Here is a 2891-nt window from a genome sequence, read left to right on the forward strand (position 1 = left end):
ACAATTAAGGGCTACGCGACAGCGGGCATCGCCTCAGCAGAGTTGCGCACCAAAGACGCAGGCGACCTGGCTGCAATTCTGCCCGGCCTGTCTGGCGGAAGACGAAACGCCCTATTTTCGCCGAGGCTGGAGCCTGGCGACACGCGTTTCTTGCTTTCGTCACGGTTGTCGGCTTCGAGACAGGTGCCCGTCTTGCGGACAAGGATTGGCTCCGTTCAGCCAGAAGCGTCTTGTGCCGCATCAGATCTGCGCCTGGTGCGGCGCGGCCCTCTGCAAACGCACCCGTCCCGCCGCCAACGGAGTTCGGCGTCTGGAGCGCCTGATCGACGATCTGCTTCGTTTGCATGCAGCAGGGCATCGAATGGCAGAGGGGCGATCACTCCCGGACCTTCTTGGATCAGCCTGCTTTCAATTTGGTAAACAGCGCATGTCCATCGCGCGCCTCCCTCATCGAGATCGCTATCATCTGCTTCGGCAATTGACGGAAGGGCGGTCGACGCCTTTCGGAACGCGAAGAAGTCCCGCGATCTCTTATTGGAAACGCGTCGCTCAGGCTGCGCCAGCTTGGAGCGGACTGGTCACATCCTTCAGCGATGCCGTCCTGCCTCGGCCCAAAGCTGGGCCTTGCTCTACCACCGCTGGCCCGCATTTGGCGGATCTCGTTCAGGCGGCCGCGCGGCTCCATCAGCAGCGGCAGGTGCCCTGATGGTCTGAAGCAGGTTTCAAGGGCGCGCGGCCAGCCCAGCGTCATTCAGCTGTTCAGCGTCTGGCAGGTCGCGCAAGCTCTCCATCCCGAAAGCTGAGAGGAACGCGTCTGTGGTCACGAAGGTATAGGGGGCACCACGACGCGGCGCGCGCGGCCCAGTTCCAATCAGACCCTGCGCATGCAGCCTTCCGATCAGGTCCCGGCTGATCTCTTTGCCAAAGATGTCTTTGAGCCCATCGCGGGTGATCGGCTGGTGGTAGGCGATGGCCGCCAAAATCGCGACGTCGAACTCGTTCAGGTCCAGCAACTGGTCTCCGACATCCGCTGCGGCGCGGATCGCAGGCGCGTAAACAGGCCGCGTCCGGAACATCCACCCCCCTGCGACCATGGCAATCTCGAACGCCCGCCCTTCCAGATCAGCGGCAAGGTCTTCCAACAGCAGATCAACCGAAGTCCCCTGCCCCACTATGCGCGCCAGATCCTCGCGCGGTACAGGCGAGGCAGAGGCAAACAGCACCGCCTCGATCCGGCGCATCCATTCCCGCCAGCGCAACTCCGGTGGCAGGTCGAGCAACTCGCGATCAAGCTCAGCTTCTGGTCGATCCTTCGACTTCCTTTCCGGTCGCATGTCCGAACCGCGAAACCGGTTCCCACTTTCGCTGTCCATGCTCATGGCTACACCCCGTAGAGCCGGAATGTGTCGCGCCCGGTTAGCTCACGGACCGCGCCGAGATCGACCAGCCGGTCGCAGAGTCGCCGCGCGGCGCGATCCGGCAAAGGCAAGGCCGCGGGGGCCACCGCATCCTGTGTCAGGAAGATCTCAACCGCCTCCCCGGCCCCTTTGGCTCGAAGCTTTGGCGCAACCCCTTTCAAAAGCGCAGCCCGACGCGAGAGGTCGACAGCCAGACGCGTGGCCTCGACCGCGGATGCGGTCACAGCGCGATGACAGGCTAGGCGCAAATCGTGGCCCCGCTTGCGCAGGTCTGTGCGTTTCAAACCCGCGGCCAGCAGCGGCACGACATGATCCCAACCAAGCGCCTGGGCGAGGGCGGCGTCCGCGAGGATTAAGGCCGGGACTTCGGCACGGGGTGCCTCCGTCAGGACAGCATCCAGCACCACCGCGGTACGGGTCAGCGGTGCCCCATTTCCCGCATCCAGCCACGTGGCGATCTGGCAAGACTCGATGGTCGGTAAAGCTCGGCTCAAAGCCTTGACCGACACCGACCGTTCCACCGCGCGACGCCAGGCAAGGTAGGTTTCGCCTGCCGGACCGGGAAGGTCGCCGGGACGCAGGAGGTGCACCGCGTCGCGCAATTCCCCCGCCCTCTCCATCCGACCGGAAAGCGCCACGCATGCCTCTGCGGCGTGCAGGGCCAGCCGGTCCCGCAACAATGCTTGGGGGACATCGTCTCGTGCAAACACATGATACAGGTGAGTAAGCGCTGCACCTGACAAAAACGCCACATCTTCAAGGGTTTCAACCCGTGTGGCGATGACCCAGGCTGGCATCCGGGGTATCGTTTCAGGGTCGCTGGTGCGGGTGTCGCGAGCAAACGTCATGCCGGGACGCTATCCCAATACGGCGCTTTCGGCCAGTAAATAGCGTAGAAACCGCCTCACACTATCTCTTGCTCTAATGTCCAATAAGTTTGCATTATCGGACATATTGTAATACGCTACGATACAGTCTCATAAAGAACGGTTTTTTTGTCGGATGGCCGGAATTCATGAGATTCAAGCACTTCCCTGAAAAGCGAGTCGGGGTTCATGAGATTCTGTACCGGTATTTATGAGACTGGATGGTGCGGTATTTGTGAGACTGGCGCTGTCTCGCGGCTTTTTCGGCAGACTGGCGTGCGCTCTCGTCGCGCTCAGCGCGCCAGAACCGGGCCGAGATGCGTCGCCTCAACGAGAGTGGCCATGATCGGAGCGCTTCCCGGACCCGTCCCTGCCCTTCCGCGTCGCTCATGAGCTTGATTGAGATCGCCCATTTGACCGGATCCTCGATGATCCGGTCGATGCCAACCGTCAGCGCGAAGGCCTGTAACAGCGAGCCCTGCGCCAGGGCGTGGAGACCGGGGCGCACCGGCTTGGTAAGGACTGGCGCCACCTGATCGTATTCGGGAACGACGACCGTCAGCGCCTGCCGGAGGATCGGCGTGGTGAGGAAATCATGGTAGTCCCG

General features: G+C 62.4%; 3 protein-coding genes and 1 pseudogene. 1 reads left to right on the forward strand and 3 read right to left on the reverse strand.

Annotated features, from left to right (window positions below; all coding sequences use genetic code 11):
- Window positions 1-706: TniQ family protein (locus C8029_RS23060; RefSeq protein ID WP_193217703.1), on the forward strand; the 706-nt coding region annotated here is incomplete at its 5' end.
- A 16-nt stretch (window positions 707-722) separates the two neighbouring features.
- Here the strand turns inward: C8029_RS23060 and scpB are convergent.
- The 3 genes and pseudogenes from scpB to C8029_RS22145 form a co-directional block, all read right to left on the reverse strand.
- Window positions 723-1334 (reverse strand): SMC-Scp complex subunit ScpB, encoded by a 612-nt coding sequence (scpB, locus tag C8029_RS20725; protein WP_047997926.1) that lies wholly within the window; start codon window positions 1332-1334, stop codon window positions 723-725.
- A 47-nt stretch (window positions 1335-1381) separates the two neighbouring features.
- Window positions 1382-2266 carry a DUF1403 family protein gene (locus tag C8029_RS20730; protein WP_152003640.1) on the reverse strand — a complete coding sequence of 295 codons (885 nt, stop codon included), beginning with the start codon at window positions 2264-2266 and terminating at the stop codon, window positions 1382-1384.
- 205 nt (window positions 2267-2471) lie between these two features.
- Window positions 2472-2891: pseudogene (locus tag C8029_RS22145) on the reverse strand (hypothetical protein); the annotation flags it as partial.

Origin of the sequence: Roseobacter sp. TSBP12 (assembly GCF_009129705.1) — a bacterium.
GTDB lineage: Bacteria > Pseudomonadota > Alphaproteobacteria > Rhodobacterales > Rhodobacteraceae > Celeribacter > Celeribacter baekdonensis_A.

Excerpts from the sequence above, each read along its gene's own strand:
- scpB (WP_047997926.1), bottom strand. The coding sequence starts at position 1,334 with ATGCGACCGGAAAGGAAGTCGAAGGATCGACCAGAAGCTGAGCTTGAT.
- C8029_RS20730 (WP_152003640.1), bottom strand. The coding sequence starts at position 2,266 with ATGACGTTTGCTCGCGACACCCGCACCAGCGACCCTGAAACGATACCC.